The sequence below is a fragment of the Sinomonas atrocyanea genome (assembly GCF_001577305.1).
Classification (GTDB): Bacteria; Actinomycetota; Actinomycetes; order Actinomycetales; family Micrococcaceae; genus Sinomonas; species Sinomonas atrocyanea.
Genome location: NZ_CP014518.1, coordinates 1,752,697 through 1,771,872, shown reverse-complemented (window position 1 = coordinate 1,771,872; position 19,176 = coordinate 1,752,697). Strand labels below are relative to the sequence as shown.

Annotated in this window: 18 protein-coding genes and 1 pseudogene; 7 read left to right on the top strand and 12 right to left on the bottom strand. The window is 73.7% G+C overall.

From position 1 onward, the window contains the following. The first annotated feature begins 60 nt into the window (after nucleotides 1-60). Both SA2016_RS08150 and SA2016_RS08145 read left to right on the top strand, forming a co-directional pair. Nucleotides 61-780 (top strand): VIT1/CCC1 transporter family protein, encoded by a 720-nt coding sequence (locus SA2016_RS08150; RefSeq protein ID WP_066497219.1) that lies wholly within the window; start codon nucleotides 61-63, stop codon nucleotides 778-780. Beyond that, nucleotides 777-1,790 carry an aminoglycoside phosphotransferase family protein gene (locus SA2016_RS08145; protein WP_066497217.1) on the top strand — a complete coding sequence of 338 codons (1,014 nt, stop codon included), beginning with the start codon at nucleotides 777-779 and terminating at the stop codon, nucleotides 1,788-1,790. The genes SA2016_RS08150 and SA2016_RS08145 overlap by 4 nt, the downstream gene beginning before the upstream one ends. 20 nt (nucleotides 1,791-1,810) lie before the next feature. Here SA2016_RS08145 and SA2016_RS08140 read toward each other — a convergent pair. The 5 genes and pseudogenes from SA2016_RS08140 to SA2016_RS08120 all read right to left on the bottom strand — a co-directional run bounded on the left by SA2016_RS08140 (nucleotide 1,811) and on the right by SA2016_RS08120 (nucleotide 9,362). Next, nucleotides 1,811-2,604: pseudogene (locus SA2016_RS08140) on the bottom strand (sulfite exporter TauE/SafE family protein). Nucleotides 2,605-2,615: 11 nt separating this feature from the next. Beyond that, nucleotides 2,616-4,418, bottom strand: a complete 1,803-nt coding sequence (locus SA2016_RS08135; protein WP_066497215.1) for a proline--tRNA ligase — start codon at nucleotides 4,416-4,418, stop codon at nucleotides 2,616-2,618. Nucleotides 4,419-4,711: 293 nt separating this feature from the next. Then, on the bottom strand, nucleotides 4,712-7,450 hold the full coding sequence (locus SA2016_RS08130) for a multicopper oxidase domain-containing protein (RefSeq protein ID WP_084249406.1): 2,739 nt from the start codon (nucleotides 7,448-7,450) through the stop codon (nucleotides 4,712-4,714). Further along, nucleotides 7,450-8,655, bottom strand: a complete 1,206-nt coding sequence (locus SA2016_RS08125; RefSeq protein ID WP_218030640.1) for a DUF8744 domain-containing protein — start codon at nucleotides 8,653-8,655, stop codon at nucleotides 7,450-7,452. The genes SA2016_RS08130 and SA2016_RS08125 overlap by 1 nt, the downstream gene beginning before the upstream one ends. After that, nucleotides 8,652-9,362, bottom strand: coding sequence for a helix-turn-helix transcriptional regulator (locus tag SA2016_RS08120; RefSeq protein ID WP_084249405.1), 711 nt, complete (start codon nucleotides 9,360-9,362; stop codon nucleotides 8,652-8,654). The genes SA2016_RS08125 and SA2016_RS08120 overlap by 4 nt, the downstream gene beginning before the upstream one ends. A gap of 53 nt (nucleotides 9,363-9,415) precedes the next feature. Between SA2016_RS08120 and SA2016_RS08115 the strand changes: the two genes are divergently transcribed. The 4 genes from SA2016_RS08115 (at nucleotide 9,416) to SA2016_RS08100 (ending at nucleotide 11,968) form a co-directional block, all read left to right on the top strand. Further along, complete coding sequence (locus SA2016_RS08115; RefSeq protein WP_066497212.1) at nucleotides 9,416-9,721, top strand: DUF2249 domain-containing protein; 306 nt, start codon at nucleotides 9,416-9,418, stop codon at nucleotides 9,719-9,721. Nucleotides 9,722-9,807: 86 nt separating this feature from the next. Then, complete coding sequence (locus tag SA2016_RS08110; RefSeq protein WP_066497211.1) at nucleotides 9,808-10,596, top strand: ABC transporter ATP-binding protein; 789 nt, start codon at nucleotides 9,808-9,810, stop codon at nucleotides 10,594-10,596. A gap of 8 nt (nucleotides 10,597-10,604) precedes the next feature. After that, nucleotides 10,605-11,348, top strand: a complete 744-nt coding sequence (locus SA2016_RS08105) for an ABC transporter permease (RefSeq protein WP_084249742.1) — start codon at nucleotides 10,605-10,607, stop codon at nucleotides 11,346-11,348. Continuing rightward, entirely contained in the window at nucleotides 11,345-11,968 is a 624-nt protein-coding gene (locus tag SA2016_RS08100) for a TetR/AcrR family transcriptional regulator (protein ID WP_066497208.1), read from the top strand. Before SA2016_RS08105 ends, SA2016_RS08100 begins: the two co-directional genes overlap by 4 nt. Here SA2016_RS08100 and SA2016_RS08095 read toward each other — a convergent pair. The 6 genes from SA2016_RS08095 to dxr all read right to left on the bottom strand — a co-directional run bounded on the left by SA2016_RS08095 (nucleotide 11,965) and on the right by dxr (nucleotide 17,764). Continuing rightward, complete coding sequence (locus tag SA2016_RS08095; protein WP_141305712.1) at nucleotides 11,965-12,720, bottom strand: hypothetical protein; 756 nt, start codon at nucleotides 12,718-12,720, stop codon at nucleotides 11,965-11,967. The two genes, SA2016_RS08100 and SA2016_RS08095, sit on opposite strands and share 4 nt — an antisense overlap. 31 nt (nucleotides 12,721-12,751) lie before the next feature. After that, nucleotides 12,752-13,573 (bottom strand): GNAT family N-acetyltransferase, encoded by an 822-nt coding sequence (locus tag SA2016_RS08090; protein WP_306505429.1) that lies wholly within the window; start codon nucleotides 13,571-13,573, stop codon nucleotides 12,752-12,754. A 19-nt stretch (nucleotides 13,574-13,592) separates the two neighbouring features. Further along, nucleotides 13,593-14,759: a flavodoxin-dependent (E)-4-hydroxy-3-methylbut-2-enyl-diphosphate synthase gene (gene ispG, locus SA2016_RS08085; RefSeq protein ID WP_066497205.1), complete on the bottom strand. Its 1,167-nt coding sequence runs from the start codon at nucleotides 14,757-14,759 to the stop codon at nucleotides 13,593-13,595. 61 nt (nucleotides 14,760-14,820) lie between these two features. Beyond that, nucleotides 14,821-15,123, bottom strand: coding sequence for a YciI family protein (locus SA2016_RS08080; RefSeq protein WP_066497204.1), 303 nt, complete (start codon nucleotides 15,121-15,123; stop codon nucleotides 14,821-14,823). Nucleotides 15,124-15,172: 49 nt separating this feature from the next. Beyond that, a complete protein-coding gene (locus SA2016_RS08075; RefSeq protein ID WP_066497202.1) occupies nucleotides 15,173-16,522 on the bottom strand; it encodes a M50 family metallopeptidase in 1,350 nt (449 codons plus the stop codon). Between the two features lie 12 nt (nucleotides 16,523-16,534). Next, nucleotides 16,535-17,764, bottom strand: a complete 1,230-nt coding sequence (gene dxr / locus SA2016_RS08070) for a 1-deoxy-D-xylulose-5-phosphate reductoisomerase (RefSeq protein WP_066497200.1) — start codon at nucleotides 17,762-17,764, stop codon at nucleotides 16,535-16,537. 69 nt (nucleotides 17,765-17,833) lie between these two features. Between dxr and SA2016_RS08065 the strand changes: the two genes are divergently transcribed. Beyond that, the gene (locus SA2016_RS08065) at nucleotides 17,834-18,322 is read left to right on the top strand and encodes a GyrI-like domain-containing protein (protein WP_229710992.1); all 489 of its coding nucleotides are present in this window, start codon (nucleotides 17,834-17,836) and stop codon (nucleotides 18,320-18,322) included. 13 nt (nucleotides 18,323-18,335) lie between these two features. On the opposite strand, the gene SA2016_RS08060 is transcribed toward SA2016_RS08065, so the two are convergent. Further along, a complete protein-coding gene (locus tag SA2016_RS08060; RefSeq protein WP_066502200.1) occupies nucleotides 18,336-19,175 on the bottom strand; it encodes an HpcH/HpaI aldolase/citrate lyase family protein in 840 nt (279 codons plus the stop codon). Nucleotide 19,176 lies beyond the last annotated feature (1 nt).

The window sequence follows — 19,176 nt, the reverse complement described above, 5'->3', positions numbered from 1 at the left end:
CGCCGTAAGGAAAGCCTTGTCTCGCTGGCAGGGTGCGGCGGCCGATGCCACAGTGGTCCCATGAGCAGCAACACCCAACTCCACCCCGAGCCGCAGGGCACCGACCTCGCGGCCAAGCTCAACTGGCTCCGTGCCGGTGTGCTCGGCGCGAATGACGGCATCGTCTCCGTCGCCGCCGTCGTCGTCGGCGTCGCCGGCGTCACCAGCGAGAACGGCCCGATCCTCGCCGCCGGCATGGCCGCCGTCGTCGGCGGTGCCATCTCCATGGCGCTGGGCGAATACGTCTCCGTCAGCAGCCAGAGCGACAGCCAGAAGTCCCTCATTGCCAAGGAGACCGCGGAGCTGCGGGACCAGCCGCAGGAGGAGTTCGCCGAGCTCGTCTCCCTCTACCGGCACAAGGGCCTCTCGGAGGAGACCGCCACGACGGTCGCGAAGGAGCTCACGGCCAAGGACGCGCTCCGGGCCCACCTCGACATCGAGCTCGGCATCGACCCGGACGAGATCGTCAGCCCGTGGCACGCTGCCCTCGCCTCGGCCGTCTCCTTCCTCGCGGGCGCGGTCCTGCCGATGCTGACCATCCTGCTGGCGCCGCCCGCCATCCGTGTGCCCCTGACGTTTGTGATCGTGCTGGTCGCCCTCGCGGTCACCGGGTGGGTCGGGGCGTGGATCGGCGGCGGGTCGCGGGCGCGCGCCTCCACGCGTGTGGTGATCGGCGGGGCAATCGCCCTCGCGGCGACGTTCGGGCTCGGCAGCCTGCTGGGGACCACCGGCATCGCATGACCCTTTCCGGAATCGTTCCGGACGCGCTGCTCAGGCGCTGTCTGCGCAGTCCCGGAGGCCGGGCATGGCTCGACGCCGTGCCCGGCCTCCTTGCCGCGCGGCTCGCGGCATGGGGCCTCACGCCGGACCTGGCCACGGGGAGCGCCGCGCATGCCGGGATGTGGGCCCTCGTGGTCCCCGTCCGGCGCGTCAAGGAGCGCCTGGCGCTCAAGCTCTCCAGGCCGTTCCCCGAGGCGGCCTCCGAGGCGCCCGCCCTGCGGCTCTGGGGCGGCCGCGCCGCGGTGCGGCTCGTCGACGAGGACGCGGAGTCCTCCGCCCTCCTGCTCGAGCGGCTCGACGCGGGCCGCCGCCTGCAGGACGTGCCCTTCCCCGAGGCCGCGCAGATCTGGGGCGCGCTCCTGCGCGAGCTCTCCATCGCCCCGGACGACCGGCCGGGCTGGGACCGGTTCGAGCGCATCGATGCCATGGCCGAGCGCTGGAGCGACGAGCTGCCCGAACGCTGGGAGCGCCTCGGCCGGCCGTTCCCCCGGTGGCTGCTCGAGGCCGCCCTCGAGGTCGCATTCACCCGCGGAGCCGTGGGCCGGCGGGGCGGCCGGGACGTCCTCGTGCACACCGACCTGCACGGCATGAATGTGCTCGCGGTGCCGGAGGGTGAGCCAGCGGCGTCCGACGGCGGTCCCTCCTTCCGCGCGATCGACCCGCAGGCCTCCCTCGGCGAGGGCGAGTTCGCGGTCGCGCCGATGCTGTGGAACCGACTCCCCGAGCTGGCGGGCGCGGACGCTCCCGCCGCGCTCGCGGAGCGCTGCAGCCTACTGGCCCGCGAGGCGGGGCTGGAGGAGGAGGCGGCCCGGGGCTGGGCGGTGCTGCGCGAGGTCGAGAACGCGCTCTGGTACGCGGAGCGGCCGGGGCACGGAGGCGGTCTCGAGCGTTCCCTCTGGGTCGCGAGCGCGCTGTGCGTGCGGCTGCTGCCGGGGCTTCCCGCGGTCGAGGACCTCGCGCGGCTCGGCTGAGGCCAGCCGGCGCGGAATCCTCAGGCGAAGTCCTCGGCCCACACGTCGAGGCCTAGCTTGACCGCGAGCGCCGCGACGACGGCCAGGAACACCCACCGGATGAACGTATTGCCCCGGCTGACGGCCATGCGGGCGCCCGTGTACCCGCCGAGCATGTTGGCGGCGCCGAGGACGAGCCCGAGGCCCCAGAGCAGGACCCCCGAGGGGCGAAGAGCAGCAGGGCGCCGATGTTCGTGGCCATGTTGACGATCTTGGCCTTCGCGCTCGCCTCCAGGAAGGCGTACCCCATGCCGGAGACGAGCGCGATCACGAGGAACGAGCCGGTGCCGGGGCCGATGAGGCCGTCGTAGAACCCGATCACGGCGCCGAGCCCGCAGGCGGCGGCGAGGTGGCGCCGGCCCTTGAGCCGCAGCTGGGTGTACTGGCCCATCTGTGGGCGCAGCACCGTGAAGAGGGCGACGGCGATGATGGCCGCGAGGATGATCGGCTTGAAGACGCGCGCAGGCAGGGCGGTGGCCAGGGCGGCGCCGCCGAACGCGCCGCACAGGGCCACGAGCGCCATGGGAATGGCGGTGCGCAGGTCGGGCCGCACACGCCGCGCGTAGGTGACGGCACTCGTCGTCGTGCCGAAGACGGAGCCCATCTTGTTCGTGGCGAGGGCCTGGACCGGGCTGATGCCCGGGACGGCGAGCAGGGCCGGAAGCTGGATGAGGCCTCCTCCGCCGACCACGGCGTCGACCCAGCCCGCGCAGAACCCGGCGACGACCACGAGGGCCACCGTCAGGGGGTCGACGGCCTCGAAGCCGGTGAGCACGCCGGCTGGGCTCAGGCGCCGCGCACGGCGGCGATGACCCGATCGACGACCTCGCCGACCGGCACGTCCTCGGCCGTCCCCGAGCGGCGGTCCTTGACCTCGAGCACGCCCGAGGCGAGGCCCTTGCCGACCGCGACGATGGTCGGGACGCCGATGAGCTCGGCGTCTCCGAACTTCACTCCCGGGGACACCTTGGGGCGGTCGTCCAGCATGACGGTCAGGCCGCGCGCCTCGAACTCGGCCGCGACCCGCTCCGCCTCGGCGAAGATCTCCTCGCCGCGCCCGACGGCCACGACGTGGACGTCCGCCGGCGCCACCGCGCGCGGCCAGACGAGGCCGCGCTCGTCGTGGTTGGACTCCGCGAGGGCGGCCACTGCGCGGGTGACGCCCACGCCGTAGGAGCCCATGGTCACCGTGACCTGCTTGCCGTTCGCGTCCAGGACCTTGAGCCCGAGCGCCTCGGCATACTTGCGGCCCAGCTGGAAGATGTGTCCCATCTCGATCCCGCGTGCGGTCTCGAGCGGGCCCGAGCCGTCGGGGGCGGGGTCGCCGGCCCGTACCTCGGTGCACTCGATGACGCCGTCCCAGCCGAAGTCGCGTCCGGCCACGAGGCCGTAGACGTGCTTGCCGGGCTCGTTCGCGCCGGTGATCCAACGGGTGCCGGCCACGACGCGCGGATCGACGAGGTACAGCATCTTGGCCGTGCCCTCGAGACCGAGGACCGGCTTGTCCAGGGCGAGGCCCGGGCCGATGTAGCCCTTGACGAGCGCCGTGTTCGCCTTGAGCTCCTCGTCGCTCGCGGGGTCGAGGCCGATCTCGCCGCCGACCGGCAGGTAGGCGCCGATGTTGGCCTCGACGCGCTTGAGGTCCACGGCGCGGTCGCCCGGCACGCCGATGGCCACGAGTTGCTTCTCGCCGGTGGGCAGCGTGACGGTCAGGACCACGTTCTTCAGGGTGTCCGCGGCGGTCCAGGGACGCTCGGGGTTCGGGAAGATCGTCTGGGAAGCCTCGACGAGCGTCTCGATGGTGGGGGTATCCGGGGTGTCGAGCACCTGCGCCGCGGGCGCGTCGCTGTAGTCGACTGCCTCGGGCACCACCGTGGTGACGGCCTCGACGTTGGCTGCGTAGCCGCCCGGCGAGCGGACGAATGTGTCCTCGCCGATCTCGGTCGGGTGCAGGAACTCCTCGCTCTTGGACCCGCCCATCGCCCCGGCGGTGGCCTTGACCGGGACCACCTCGAGGCCGAGGCGGGCGAAGATCTTCAGGTACGCCTCGCGGTGGCGCGCATAGCTCGCGTCGAGGCCGGCGTCGTCGACGTCGAACGAGTAGGAGTCCTTCATGATGAACTCGCGTCCGCGCAGCAGGCCGGCGCGGGGGCGGGCCTCGTCGCGGTACTTGTTCTGGATCTGGTACAGCGAGAGGGGCAGGTCCTTGTACGAGGAGTACAGGTCCTTCACCAGGAGGGTGAACATCTCCTCGTGCGTGGGGGCCAGGAGGTAGTCGGCGTCCTTGCGGTCCTTGAGGCGGAAGATGCCCTCGCCGTACTCCGTCCACCGGTTGGTGGCCTCGTAGGGCTCCTTGGGCAGCAGCGCGGGGAAGTGCACCTCCTGCGCGCCGATGGCCGCCATCTCCTCCCGGATGACCCGCTCGACCTTCCGCAGGACCGCCAGCCCGAGCGGGAGCCACGTGTAGATGCCCGGCGCGGCGCGGCGGATGTAGCCGGCGCGGACGAGGAGCCTGTGGCTCGCCACCTCGGCGTCGGCGGGATCCTCGCGGAGGGTGCGCAGGAACAGGGTGGAGAGTCGCAGGACCACGCGGGCATCCGTTCTGTATCTGGGCCGATCGGGCACGCGGGCCGACCGTGCGAAGAGGGCAGGAAAGTCAGCTACCAATGTATCCCAGCCGCGCAGCCCTCACGCCCCTCCCCCACGTCCGGGGGTCACCTTCTGGGGGTCACCTCGGCGGGTGGCGGCCCAGAGGAGTGGTTCGATCTGGCGCACGACGGCGACCACGCGCCGTCGTGCGCCCCACCTCGCCAGCGGGGGCCCACAGAAACTGACCTTCAGGACCTGACCTTCAGGAGGTGACTCACAGAAGGAACGGCGGCTCACCTCGCGGGGGCAACGTCGAACACTCCGTGCGCGCCCCGCTCGGCGTCCACCATGTAGTGGCTCACGAACGGGTAGTGCCCTGCCTCGTCGAACGTGAGGTCCACGAACCCGCCCTGGGCGGGCGCGAGGTCCAGGGCCTGCGAGGCCCCCGCCTGCGCGCCGCCGGGGCCCGGGGCGAGCCGGTAGGCCCCCTCGGCCCACACGGCGCCGAACTGGGCGCCCACCACGTGGAACGAGGTGGCGCGCCCGGGCCCGGCGTCGAGCACCCACACGCGCACCCGTTCGCCGGCGCGCACGGCGAGCGGGTCGGCGTCGTACTGGTTCGGGTAGCCGTTGAACACGACCGCGTCCGGCGTGCCCGCGGCGATCTTGGCCGGGTCCGCGATGCCCGGGACGCCGTGTGCGGCGGCGCCGCGGTACTGCTCGCTCTGGACGAGCACGAACTCGTGGTCCACGGCGGGGGCGCCGGGCGGGTCGATGACCACCGCGCCGAACATGCCGTTGGCGATGTGCAGGGACATGGGCATCGTGCTGCAGTGGTACATCCAGATGCCCGGCTGGATCGCGGTGAACGTGTACACGAGCGACTGGCCGGGGTCGATGGTGCGCATCGGCCCGTCCGGGGCGAGGGATCCGGCGTGGAAGTCGACCGAATGGCCGGTGGAGGCGTCGTTGACGAGGGTGACCTCGAACCGGTCCCCCACCCGGCCGTGCAGGACCGGCCCGGGTGCGGTGCCGTTGTACGTCCAGAGGGTCTGGGTGACGCCGGGGGCGACCTCGGTCACCGTGTCGCGCACCGTCAGCGTGACCCGGTGCACCGTTGACGCGGGCACCGGCGGGAGGGCCGCGGGGTAGGGCGTGTGCTGGGCCGCCGGGGCGGCCGAAGGCGCCGCGGACTGCTGCATTCCGGGCATGTCCATGGCGCCCGGGGCCGGCGCCGCGGATGGCCGGGGGTCGCCGGTCACGGTCACGTGGAACACCATGCCCATCTGCCTGTGCCCCACCACCGAGCACCACCCCTCCACCGACTGGGCCACGACTCCGGCGTCGAGCTGTCCGCTCCGGCCGGGATAGACCCGGGAGGAGTCCTGCCCTGTCGCGAGCACGAGGTCGTGGGCGGTCTGGTCCTTGTTGGCCAGGCGGATCAGGAGCCGGTCCCCGGCCGGGACGGTCACCGTGTCGGGGACGAAGCGCATGCCGGACATCGCCACGTCCACCGTCGTGGTGTGGCCGGTGGGCACGACGCCGGCCCCTCCTGCGCCGCCCACGGCGCCTGCGGGGCTCCCGCCGGCGGCGACGGGCAGGACCGAGGGATCGGCGGCCACCCCGGCGACGACCGCCGCGAGCAGGACCGCGAGCCCCACCGCGCCGGAGCCGAGGCGGCTGCGGACGGAAGCGCCCGTCGTGCTCGGCCCGGAGCCGGCGGGACGGCCCTGCCGAGGCTCGGGCGCCTCTGGCCGGTCCGGCGCGGGAAGCGGCCGCGGACGGCCGAGGAAGGCACGCCCGGCGAGCCAGACGAACCCTATGAGGGCCAGCAGCCCCGCAACCGAGGCCGCGACGCGGACGGCGCTGGGCACCGGCAGGAGGTAGAGGCCGAGCGCCCCGTTGGCGAGCACCACGCGGAGCCAGGCACCGGCGTCGAGCGTCTCGGTGCGCCGGCGGACGGCGGCGGGGCCGCCGCCGAGCACCACGGGCAGCAGGTAGGACAGGGCCCCCACGAGGACCTGGGCGGCGAACCCGGCCGCGAGCGCCGGCGTGAGGCCGCCGAGGGCCTCGTGGAGCGCGTCCCAGTCCGGAGCCGTCACGCACAGCCACGCGAGGCGACCGAGCGCGCCCACCAGCCAGACGAGCGAGGCAACGGCGGACAGCGGGGCGAACGCCACCGGCGCCCTGCGCCGCAGCGCGCGGGCGAGCGGGACGGCGGAGACGAGCACGCCGGCGAGGAAGAGGACGACGCCGGCCCCCGCCGCGGCGCGGACGCCCGCCAACGCTCCTCCCGCGGCGAGGCCGACCCCCGCGAGGAGGACCCAGAGGGCCCGGCGGGCGACCGGCTCCGCGGAGTCGTCGGCGCGCGTGCGCAGCATGGTCGGCAGGAGCGTCACGAGCGTTCCGAGGACGCTCAGGCCGACCCAGCCGAGGAGGTTGAGGGACTCGTGGGCGAGCAGGAGCCGGGCGTGGAGGCCGTCGCCGCCGTCGGTGCCCGGCAGGGCGAGCAGCGCGCCGGCGGCGGCGCCGAAGGGCAGGAGCGCGCACGCGGCGAGGTAGTAGCGCAGGGTGGACCGGAAGCGCGAGGGCAGGGCGCGCCGCAGCCTGAGGAGCAGGGCGGCGCCGTGCCAGGCCGCCGCGGCGCCCACGGCCGCGGCCCCGGCGACGGCGGCGGGCCAGACTCCGGACACGACCCCCGCCATCGCGGCGGCGGCACCGGCGTTCAGCAGTCCGATCCTCGCCGCGAGTGCCCGTCGCGAGGGCACGGGCAGCCGCAGCAGCGCCTCGGCGAAGTGCCACGAGTAGACGAGGATGGCGTTGGTCACGGCACCGAGGAGCGCAAGGTGCACCAGCAGCCACCCCGAGGCCGGGATGCCGCGGTGGATCCCGGAGACGAGCACGATCGCGAGCAGCCACGCGAGCGAGGGCGCGTTGGCCCAGCGGTGCCACGCGGCGCGCCCGGTGCCCGGCCGTGGCCCGGTGCCCGCAGGAGGACGGTGCGCTGAGGGCGCGGCGCCGATGCGGGGCATCACGGGGCGCCCGTCCCGCCCGCGAGCGCCCTCGATGCACGGGATCCGTGCGGGTGCCGTGCGCGCGCGGCCGAGTGCGCCGCGAGCGCCACGAACGCGAGGACGGCGAGGACGTTCCCGGCCCCGCCCCACTGCCAGGCGGCCGTCTCCCCGCGGGCGTCGCCGAGAGCTAGCCGCAGCAGCAGCGTCGCGTGCAGGAGGGCGGCGGGGACCCACATCACCGGCCGGTACGGGAGGGGGCGGCGCAGCACCGCCGGGAGGATCACCGGCGCGTGGGCCATGACCATGGACATCACGAACCCGAGGAAGACCGCGTGCAGGAACGCGTCGTACGCCGCTCCCGAGGGCGCGCCCGGAACGAGGAGGCACACGCCGGCGGCCACCGCGAGCCACGCGTAGCCCGCCAGGAGGCAGGCTGCGACGTACCGAGGCAGCCCTGTGGCGCGGATCGTGGCGCGTGCCACGTCGTACCGCACGAGCCACGCCGCGAGCGCGAGCACGGCGAGGCCGAAGAGCGGATAGCCCGCGGCGGGCCACAGCAGCGTGGCGGGGCACAGCGCCACGAGCGCGGCGTTCACGGCGACGAGCAGGGGTTCGGCCCAGGGGCCGCGGATCCGCAGGCGCGCGAGCTCGAGCCGCTCCCCCGCAATGGTCGCCAGCAGGAACGCGGCGAACCAGGGCACGACGGCGGGCACGGCCACCCCGGCGGCCAGCAGTCCGGCCGCCCCTGCCGCCGCCACGGCCCCGAGCGCCTGGACGAGGACCGCCGGGTCCCGCTGGCGCCGCCACAGTGGCACGTACACGAGGGCGAACGCGACCGTGCCGGCCAGCAGCGAGAGCCGTGCCGGCCACGCCGCGGCACCCCAGGGGCCGAGCTGGACGAGGGCGCCGCCGCCGAGCAGGGCGGGGGCCGCGTAGCCCCAGGCCCTGCGGAGCGCGACCGCCCGCTCGAGGGCAATGAGCGTGCCCACGAAGCCGAGCACCATGAGGGTCCCGTGGGCGGCGGGCAGGGCGGGGGCCGCGTTCCCGCCCACCGGGGCGGGAAGCCCGAGGAGGACCAGTGCCGCGTCGAGGCCCGCGACGAGCGAGGCGCCGCCCAGGACGAGGAGGACGGCGCGGTGCCAGACGGCCGTTCCCGCACGCGGGACCCGCGCCGCAGACGGTCCCTGGACACCGGCGGAGCGGGGGCCGGACGCCGGGCTCATGCCGTGCCGATCGTGAGCACGCACGCGCCCGGCTCGGCGAAGGGCTCAAGCCGGGCGCGCAGCCCGGGGTGGCCGAGCAGCTTCAGGGACTCCTCGACGAGGCCGGCATGGACGGAGCACACGACCGCAGGCTGGTCCTTCGCGGCCGCCAGGAGCGGGCAGGCGACGAGCCGGACGCGCCTCCCGGAGGGCTCGGCGCCCCCGGAGGACTCGGCGGCGGGTGCCGGTGCGACCGCGAAGCCGAGGTCATCGAGTTCGGCGAGCACGCGGCGTCGGGCGTCCTCGGCCGAGACCGGCCCCGCGGGGGCCACGACGGCCCGCCTCGCCCAGCGGCGGCCGGCCTCGGCCCCCGCCGCCGCGGGATCGGGGGCGAGCCGTGCCACCTCGGCGGCCAGCACCCCGGCGAGTGCGGCGTAGCCCGGCGCCTCGAGCGGCTGCCCCGCCGGCCGGTACCGCTTCGCCGGCCGTCCGCGCCGCCCGTCCCCGGCCGGCGCACCCGCGGCGGCCTCGAGGAGGCCCGCGGCCACGAGCGCCTCGAGGTGCTCGCGCACGGTGTTGGGATGCTGCCCTGTCTCGCCGGCGAGCTGGTCGACGGTGCACGGCGCCCGATGGGCCCTGACGAGGTCGAGCACCGCCGCTCGCGCAGCCGAGAGCGGCAGAGCGGGGCCGGGAGCGGCCGGCTGGGGGCCGAGCGGACTGTTTTCCACGGAATTTATTGTAGTAAAGTTTCGGCCATCAGATCACACCGGAAGGATGCGCCGTGGAGTACACCGCAGAGAACCCCCTCACCCTGACCCAGAAGTCCGCATGCGCGTGCGGAGAGCACGACGGCGAGGGGTTCCCCGAGCTCGATGTGCGCGTCATCCCCCACGCGATCCGCCACGCGACGATCTTCGGAGCCCTCGACTCCCTCGCCGTCGGCGCCGGGCTCGTGATCATCGCCAACCACGCCCCGCTCCCGCTCCTGGCCCAGGTCGGGCAGCGCTACCGCGAGGGCGCCTTCGATGTCTCGTACCTCGTCGAGGGGCCCGAGGAGTGGAAGGTCCAGTTCCGCCGGGAGGCCTAGGTGTCCGCTCTTGACGGCGCCCGGGGACGGGCCTAGCCTCCAATTCATCGGTTGATGAATGAGCGTTCCACTCCCGGGAGCCAGCCATGCCGCACACGGCCGCCCACGCCGCCTCCACTGCTCCGGCCATCGAGGCGGACACTCTGTCCGTCCGCATCCGGCGCAGACCCATCCTCCACGAGCTGGACTTCACGGTCCCGGCCGGACGGATCACCGGACTGCTCGGGCCCTCGGGAAGCGGCAAGAGCACGCTGATGCGCTCGATCGTGGGGGTCCAGAGTCTGTGGACGGGCTCCCTCACCGTCCTCGGCCAGCCGGCGGGCTCGGTGCCGCTGCGCCATGCGATCGGCTATATGACGCAGGAGGCGAGCATCTACCGGGACCTCACGGTGCTCGACAACGTGAAGTACTTCGGGGCCCTCCACGGCAAGTCCGCCGCAGACGCGCGCGAGGCGGTCGGCGCCGTGGGCCTCGCCGATCTGGCCCGCCGCCGTGCGGCAGACCTCTCCGGAGGCCAGTTCAGCAGGGTCTCACTCGCGTGCGCCCTCGTCGGGGATCCCCAGCTGCTCGTCCTCGATGAGCCCACGGTGGGCCTGGACCCCGTGCTGCGTGTGGACCTATGGGACCGGTTCAGGGCGCTCGCAGACCGCGGCGCCACCTTGCTGGTCTCGAGCCACGTGATGGAGGAGGCCGGGCGCTGCGACTCGCTCCTCCTGCTGCGCGAGGGGCGGCTCCTGGCCCAGCTCACCCCGGAGGCCCTGCGCGAGCGCGGCGGTAGCCGCGACCTCGAGCAGGCGTTCCTGGGGATCATCCGGGCGGACCTCGAGCGGCAGGCCGCGGGCCGCCCCCTCGCAACCAAGGAGCATGCCGCGTGAACCCGCGGATGCTGTGGGCCACGACCGCGCGCGTGCTCAAGCAGCTGCGCCACGACCATCGCAGCCTCGCCATGATCGTCGTGGTCCCGTCGGCGCTGCTCGCGATCGTGTACTGGCTCTATGAGAACGAGACCCTCCCGCCGGGCGCGCCCCGCACGTTCGACCGCGTGGGGCTCATCATGCTCGCCATCTTCCCGTTCATCGTGATGTTCCTCATCACGTCGATCACGATGCTCCGTGAGCGCACCACCGGCACGCTCGAGCGGCTCATGACCACGCCGATCCATACGGGCGACCTCCTCTTCGGCTACGGCATCGCCTTCTCGCTCATGGCAGCCGTCCAGTCGGCGATCGCCACCGGTGTGGCCTACTGGGTGTTCAACCTCGACATCAAGGGCAATGGCGGCTTCGTGGTGCTCGTCGCTGTGGTCAACGCAGTCCTGGGCGTGGCCCTCGGCCTGTTCTGCAGCGCCTTCGCCCGCACCGAGTTCCAGGCCGTCCAATTCATGCCCGTGGTGGTGATCCCGCAGATCCTCCTGTGCGGGCTGTTCGTGGCGCGGGACCATATGAACGACGTCTTCGAGGCCGTCTCGGACTGGATGCCGCTGACCTACTCGGTCAACGCGCTCCAGGAGATCGCGAAGAACACCGACCCCACCCCGGCACTGTGGCAGGACTTCGGCATCATGGCCGCGATCGTGGTCGGACTGCTCCTGCTCGCCTCGTTCACGCTGCCCCGCAAGAGCTCATGACCCCGGGGGCCGGGCGCCGGGGCCGACCGGACGACGGCGGGGACCGCCGGGAGCGCATCGTCGCCGCTGCCGCGCAGCTCTTCGCAGACCATGGGTTCGACGCCGTGAGCCTACGGCGCGTTGCGCGCGAGGCCAGGGTGGACCCGGCGCTCGTGCACCACTACTTCGACGGCAAGGACGCCCTGTTCGCGGCAGCGGTGTCCCTCCCCGCGGATCCGGGAGACATCCTGGCTGGCCTCGACACCACGACACCCCAAGGCCGCGGCCGCTACCTCGCGCACGCGGTGGTGGCCCTGTGGGAGGGACCCCAGCGCCCCGTCCTGGCAGCCTTCTTCCGTGCGACGATCGGCTCGACCTCGCGGACGCGCCTGTTGAAGGAGGTGGTCCGCCGCCGGATCCTCGCCCGGGTCGCCGAGGGCCTGCCCTACGACGACGCCGAGCGGTCGCTGCGCGCGTCCCTCGCCGCGACCCAGGTGGTCGGCTTCCTCGTGGCCCGCTACATCGTCGAGCTCGAGCCCCTCGCCTCGCTGGGCGCCGAGCGTGCAGAGGAACTCCTCGCCCCGGCGCTCGAGCGCCATCTCACGGGCCCGCTGCCCGCCCCTCGGGCTTCCCAGCCCTAGAGCGGCAGCCGCGCCAGCGCCATGTCGATGTAGCCGCGGACGGTGGCCGCGGCGTCGTCGGCCTGCGCGTCGACGAGGAGGACCTCCACGACCACGGTCCCCTTGGCCGCCAGCGCCCGCACCACGGTGCGCTCCTGGGGGGTGCCGCCGCTGCCGTCGGGGACCTGCGCCGTGGAGGTGACCATGACCGCTTCCTGGGCATCCGCGCCCGGATCCGCCGCGGCCGCCGTGACGGGGACCCGCAGGCCGCCGAACGAGGCCTGGTAGCGCCCGCAGGCCGCGGCGGCCTTGGCCAGGGCGGCCACCTCGGCGGACGCCTCCTCGGGGGTCGCCCGGCTCTTGAGGCCCACCGCGGTGTGCTGCGCGTGGCTGTCCGAGGGGGCGACCACGAGTGCCGCGGCGGCGCGGTCGAGCCCCGCGGGCGTGGACGTCACGGTGAGCGCGGCGCACGCCGCCGGGGAAGTGTCCGTGAACAGCCCCTGCACGGCGGCCTCCTTCTGCGCCGCGAGCTGGGGCGCGTCCAGCACGGCGCCGCCGAGCCTGAGCGCGGTCTTGGCCGCAGCGGCCGTCCCCACGAGTTCATCGCCGGTGAAGCTGCGCTGCTCGCCAGAGGCGTTGAGGCCGGGGCCCCCCTGCCCCGAGGAGGGCGGGACCTGCACGCCGGCGCGGCAGCCGGCCAGGGCGCCGACGGCGAGCACGGCGGTGGCTGCCGTGGCGGCGCTGCGCCGCCACGGCACTGACAGTGGACCCACGGTGTCCCCCAATGTCCGTTGCGCTGTGTCCTCAGAACAGGACGGTCGCGAAGGTGCCGACCTGCTCGAAGCCGACCCGCCGGTAGCTCGCGCGGGCCCTGTAGTTGTAGTCGTTGACGTAGAGGCTCACGATCGGAGCGGTGCGCTGGGCATGCTCGACGACGGCGGCCATGCCCCCGTGGCTGAGCCCGGCGCCGCGGTGGGCGGGCGCGACCCAGACTCCCTGGATCTGCGAGGCCGCCGGCGAGACGGAGCCGAGCTCGGCCTTGAACACGACCTCCCCCTGCGCCCCGAAGCGGGCGAACGAGTGGCCCTCGGCGATGAGCTGGCGCACCCTGCGGTAGTAGTTGTCGCTGCCGCCGGCCACCGGGGAGTAGCCCACCTCCTCCTCGAACATGGACACGCAGGCCGGGGCGAGCGCGTCGAAGTCCTCGAGGGTCGTGACGCGCACGAGCGGGTCGGCGGGCACCGCGGGGGCGCCCTCCATGGCCAGGAGCGGCTGGGCCCGGCGCACGTCGCGCGCCGGGGGCCCGGACAGCTCGGCGAAGATGGCGAGGGTGGCCTCGGCGGGGCCGAAGATGGAGGCGAACCGGCGGCGCGAGTGCCGGATCACGTCCGCGTAGGCGCGGGCGTGCTCGGCCGGGACCTCCACGGGCACGATGTTCGCCCCCAGCCAGCAGGCGCTCGCGAGCCGCCCGTCGCCGTCGAACGTCCCGACGATCTCCGCGCCGGTGCCCGTCTCCGCGGCGCTGCCGTGCGCGGCCAGGTGCGCCGCGACGAACACGTTCGCGACCGGGTCCACCGCCGCGAGCGCGGCGAGCGCCGGCGTGTCCTCGTCGGTGAGCCGGCGCACCGCCCTCGGGGCAGGGCGGCTACGAGACGGTGACCACGGGGCCGCCTTCGACAGCATCTTCGCCACCGGCCTCCCCCATCTCCTCGGCGATCTTCATCGCCTCTTCGATCAGAGTCTCCACGATCTGGCTCTCGGGGACCGTCTTGATGACCTCGCCCTTGACGAAGATCTGCCCCTTGCCGTTGCCGGACGCGACCCCGAGGTCCGCCTCGCGCGCCTCGCCCGGGCCGTTCACGACGCAGCCCATGACGGCGACGCGGAGCGGCACCTCCATGCCCTCCAGGCCCGCGGTGACCTCCTCGGCGAGCGTGTACACGTCCACCTGGGCGCGGCCGCACGAGGGGCAGGAGACGATCTCGAGCTTGCGGGGGCGCAGGTTCAGCGACTGCAGGATCTGGATCCCGACCTTGACCTCCTCCACCGGCGGGGCCGAGAGGGAGACGCGGATGGTGTCCCCGATGCCCTGGGAGAGCAGCGCCCCGAACGCGGTGGCGGACTTGATGGTGCCCTGGAACGCCGGGCCGGCCTCGGTCACGCCGAGGTGCAGCGGCCAGTCGCCCCGCTCGGCAAGCAGCTCGTAGGCACGCACCATGACCACCGGGTCGTTGTGCTTGACGGAGATCTTGAAGTCGTGGAAGTCGTGCTCCTCGAAGAGGCTGGCCTCCCACAGCGCGCTCTCCACGAGGGCCTCCGGGGTGGCCTTGCCGTACTTCTGCAGCAGGCGCGGGTCCAGCGAGCCGGCGTTGACGCCGATCCGGAGCGAGGTGCCGTGGTCCTTGGCGGCCTGCGCGATCTCCTTGACCTGGTCGTCGAACTTCCGGATGTTCCCGGGGTTCACCCGGACGGCGGCGCACCCGGCCTCAATCGCCGCGAAGACGTACTTCGGCTGGAAGTGGATGTCCGCGATCACGGGGATCTGGGACTTCTTCGCGATGATGGGCAGCGCCTCGGCATCGTCCGCGGACGGGCACGCCACGCGGACGATGTCGCAGCCGGCGGCCGTGAGCTCGGCGATCTGCTGGAGCGTGGCGTTGATGTCCGTCGTGGGGGTCGTGGTCATCGACTGGACGCTGATCGGGGAGTCGGAGCCGACGCCGACCGAGCCAACCCTGATCTGCCGGGTCTTGCGCCGGGGCGCGAGGACTGGCGGCGGGGCTGCTGGCATTCCGAGGCTGACCGAGGTCACTGGGGGGCTCCTTCAGGGGGTGCTGCTGGGTGGTTTCAGGGCCGGCGGCGCCGGACGCCGGTCAGACCGTTGCGACGTCTGCGAGACGTCCGATGATCGGGTTCCAGGCCGTGGCGGCCGTCTCCGCAATGAGCGAAGCCTGCGCGAAGGGGTCCTCGGCGAGCACGGCGTCCAGCGCGGGGCGGTCCGCCGCCTGGAAGATGAGCAGGGCCTTCCCGCCGCCCTCGTAGGGGCCGCTCGCGAGCAGGTCGCCGGACTCGGCCCGCTCGCGCAGCCACGCGCGGTGGTCGGGGCGCACCTCGTCGAGGCGGGCGGCCTGCTCCGGCTCGGACACGTAGCGGTATTCGACGGCGAAGACAGTCATGGGTCCAGACTATCCCCCTCGCGCCGGGTGCCGCTGAACGTCGTCGGCGTCATCCGAAGAGGTTGACCGGCTTCACGATGTCCGCGTAGATCAGCAGCGCGCTCATGACGAGCAGCACGCTGGCCACCACGTAGGTCAGGGGCAGGAGCTTGGCGATGTCGAACGGCCCGGGGTCGGGCCGGCGGCGCCAGGCCGCCACCCGGCGTCGGACGCCCTCGTAGAGCGCGCCGGCGACGTGGCCGCCGTCGAGCGGCAGGAGCGGGACGAGGTTGAACACCGCGAGGGCGAGATTGACTCCGGCGAGGATCCCCACGAGCGTCGCGAGGCGGGCCTGGACGGGGACGTCCTCCATCGAGGCCACCTCGCCGGCGACCCGGCCCACGCCGACGACGCTGATCGGGCCGTTCGGATCCCGCGGGGCGCTGCTGAAGGCCGCCTGCCCGACGGCGACGACGCGGGCGGGGAGGTTGACGACGACGCCGGTCACCTGGGCGATGTTCTCGCCCACCGCGGGGAGGACGCTCGAGGCCGGCTGGGGCACGAGGCCCTGCTGCGGCCCGATGCCGAGGAAGCCGGCCTGGGTGGTCTGGTAGGTGCCGTTCGCGTTCTTGACGGGCTGGCCGCCCGCGCCGAGGACGGGCCGCTGGGTCAGCACGGGTGTGACCTTGGTGGTGACCTCCGCGTCGCCGCGCTTGACCGTCACCTCGACCTCGCGCCCGGCGGAGGCCCGGATCCAGCTGGTGAGCTGGTCCCAGCCGGTGACCTTCCTGCCGTCGAACGCCACGATCGTGTCCCCCGGGCGGAAGCCCGCGGCGGCCGCCGGGGTCTTGGTGCACGTGGCAGGGTCGGTGTTCTGGTTCCCGCCGGTCTGGCCGGCGCCGCCCTGGGTGACCATGCACGCCGAGACGTTCGCGATCTGCGTGGTGGGCTGCGGCGTGCCGAACCCCATGAGCAGGATCGCGGTGAACAGGACGCCGAGGATGATGTTCATCGCGGGGCCGCCGAGCATGATCACGGCCTTCTTCCACACGGGCAGCTGGTAGAAGAGCCGCCCGTGGTCCTCGGGGCGGACCTCCTCGTGCGCCTGGTCCCGCGCGGCCTCGGCGAGGCTCTGGAACATCCCGGTGCTCGACTGCCGCACCGAGCCGTCCTTCGCGTTCGGGGGGTACATCCCCACCATCGCCACGTAGCCGCCGAGCGGTAGCGCCTTGACCCCATATTCGGTCTCGCCCCGGCGGAAGGAGAAGAGGGTGGGGCCGAAGCCGATCATGTAGCGGGTGACGCGGACGTTGAACAGCTTGGCCGGGAGGAGGTGGCCTACCTCGTGAAGGGCGATGGACACGGCGATGCCCACGGCGACGAACACGACGCCGAGGATGAACAGGACAGTGGGGTTCACGCGGGAGATCTCCTAAGGCTTCTGGATTCCCAAACGCTCACCGGCCCGCGCGCGTGCCCACTCCTCGGCGGCGAGCACGGAATCCACAGAGAGTTCCGAGGAACCCGAGTGCTCGGCGAGCACGGCCTCGACCGTGTCGACGATGTCGAGGAACCCGATCCTGCCGGCGTGGAAGGCCTCCACGGCCTCCTCGTTGGCGGCGTTGAACACCGCCGGGAAGGTGGTGCCCTGCTTCGCCGCGTCGCGGGCGATCTCCACGGCGGGGAAGGCGCGGGAGTCGAGCGGCTCGAACGTCCACGCCGCGGCCTGGGTGAAGTCGCACGGCCGGGCGGCGCGCGGGACGCGGTCCGGCCAGCCCAGGCCGAGGGCGATCGGCAGGCGCATGTCCGGCGGGCTCGCCTGGGCGATCACCGAGCCGTCGGTGAACTGGACCATGGAGTGGACCACGGACTGGGGATGGACGACGACGTCGATCGCCTCGAGCGGCACGTCGAACAGCAGGTGCGCCTCGATGAGCTCCAGGCCCTTGTTCACGAGGGTGGCGGAGTTCGTGGTGACGACCTTGCCCATGTCCCACGTGGGGTGGTTGAGCGCCTCGGCGGGCGTCACCGAGGCCAGCCGCTCCCGGTCCCGGCCGCGGAACGGGCCCCCGGAGGCGGTGAGGATAAGCTTCTCGACCTCGCCGGCGCGGCCGGCGCGCAGGCACTGGGCGATCGCCGAGTGCTCGGAGTCCACCGGGACGATCTGGCCGGGCCGCGCCGCCCCGGTCACGAGGGCGCCGCCCACGATCAGGCTCTCCTTGTTCGCGAGCGCGAGCGTCGCCCCGGAGGCGAGCGCCGCGAGGGTCGGCGCAAGGCCGATGCTTCCCGTGATGCCGTTGAGCACGACGTCGGCGGGGCCGCTCGGCCCGCTCCACGCCGCGATGCGGGCCGACGCGTCGGGGCCGGCGAGCAGCTCCGGCTCGTAGCCGGCCAGGCCCGCGGCGGCCGCGGCGGCACCGATGAGGGACCGCAGCTCGTCGGCGCTGCCGGAGGCGATGCCCACGGCCTCGGCGCGGGTGCCCACGGCCTGGCGGGCGAGGAGCTCGAGGTTTCCGCCCCCGGCGCTGAGCGCGACGACCCGGAAGCGGTGGGGAGCGCCGTCGACCACCTCGAGCGCCTGGGTGCCGATGCTGCCGGTCGATCCGAGGATCACGACGGAGCGCTGGGCGTGCGGGTCCCTCTCGGTGCCGGAAGTGTGCATGCCCTCCAGTATTCCCTACCGCCGCTGCCGACACTCGCGTCCTGCGAGCCGATGGGCCAGCATGGAACCATGACTGAGATCAGCGTCACCGACCTGCCCGAGCAGCCGACCGCGGTGGTGCGGGCCACCGTGAAGATGGACGAGCTGAGGGGCTTCTTCGACGGAGTCTTCGGCACGGTGGTCGCCGCCGTCCAGGCGCAGGGCGGCCGCGTCGCCGGGCCGCCGTTCGCGATGTACCACGGCATGCCCGGGGAGACCATCGACGTCGAGGCGGGCTTCCCGGTCACGGGCCCGTTCACGGGCGCGGACGAGGTGGCCGCGAGCTCCCTCCCGGGCGGACGCACGGTCCGGGCGCTGCACGTGGGCCCCTACGAGTCCCTGGCCGAGACCTATCAGGAGGTCACGGGGTGGATGCGCGAGAAGGGCCTCACCCCGGCGGCGAGCATGTGGGAGGTCTACATGAGCGACCCCAACGCCGAGCCGGACCCGGCCACGTGGCGGACCGAGCTGTTCTGGCCGGCGAGCGAGGGTTCGCCGAGCGAGGGCCCGGCAAGCTAGGGCCCGGCCGCGATCAGCCGAGCCCGGCCCTGCGCAGCACCGCCTCGGCGTGGCGCAGGATCGGGCCGTCGACCATCTTCCCCTGGTACTGGAACACGCCCGTCCCGGCGGCCTCCGCCGCGGCAAGGAGGGCCCGCGCGGCCTCGACGGACTCGGGCGAGGGCGCGTAGGCGGCCCGCACGGCGGCGACCTGGCCCGGGTGGATACATGCCTTCGCGGCGAAGCCGGAGGCGACGGCGTCCGCGGCCTCGGCGGAGAGCCCCTCGAGGTCCGGGATGTCGGTGTAGACGGCGTCGATCGCCGCCTTCCCGTGGGCGCCGGCGGCGAGGAGCACCGTGGAGCGGGCGTGCAGGGCGACGGCCCGGTACGCGCCGTCGGCGGCGCGGCTGGAGGTCCCGCCGAGGGAGGCCACGAGGTCCTCGGCTCCCCACATGAGACCGACCGTGTTCGGCTCGGCGGCGATCGACGGCGCCGCGAGGATCCCCGCGGCCGTCTCGCAGAGGGCCACGACCCGGTACGCGCGCAGGAGCGCGAGCTCCTCGGGCGCCTCGGCCTTGGCGAGCATGACCGTGCGGTACGGCGTGGCTTCGAGCGCCTCGAGGTCCGCATCGAAGTGGACCGAGCCGGCCGAGTTCACCCGCACGATGGTCCGCTCCGGGTCGAGCGGCGTCTCGGCGAGGTTCCTGCGGGCCTCCGCCTTCGCGTCCGGCGCCACCGCGTCCTCGAGGTCGAGGATCACGGCGTCGGACCGCTCGGCGGCCTTGGCGAAGCGCTCGGGCCGGTCGGCGGGGCAGAACAGCAGGGCCGGACCCATCGCGAAGGGTGCTCCGTGCGCGTGGGGCTGGGCGGTCATC